Genomic DNA, 357 nt, shown 5'->3' with positions numbered 1-357 from the left:
GCACCGTGCCATTGCTGAAGACTTCTGCTCGTTCATGGGTGGCGAAGCGAAACGCTTCATCACCCGCCTCGAAAAGGACATGGGCGCCGCCGTCGCAGAGCTGGACTACGAACGGGCAGCGCGGCTCCGGGACGACATCATCGCCCTCCGCAAAGTGTTCGAGCGCAACGCCGTCGTGCTTTCCGAAGACACCGACGCGGATGTCTTCGCCCTGCACGACGACGACCTCGAGGCTTCCGTGCAGGTATTCCACGTCAGGGGCGGCCGGGTACGCGGCCAGCGGGGCTGGGTCGTGGAAAAAGTCGAAGACGCCACCACTCCGGAGCTCATCGAGCACCTCCTGCAGCAGGTCTACGG

General features: G+C 64.4%; 1 protein-coding gene. It reads left to right on the top strand.

Features of this window, described 5'->3' with window-relative positions; all coding sequences use genetic code 11:
- The coding region (locus AC1DE7_RS31930; RefSeq protein ID WP_477535905.1) for a UvrB/UvrC motif-containing protein at positions 1-357 on the top strand (357 nt) is incomplete at both ends.

The sequence above is a fragment of the Paenibacillus sp. 10L310 genome (assembly GCF_056395745.1).
Note: the sequence above shows the minus strand (reverse complement) of the source record. Positions and strands in the feature narration are given on the sequence as shown.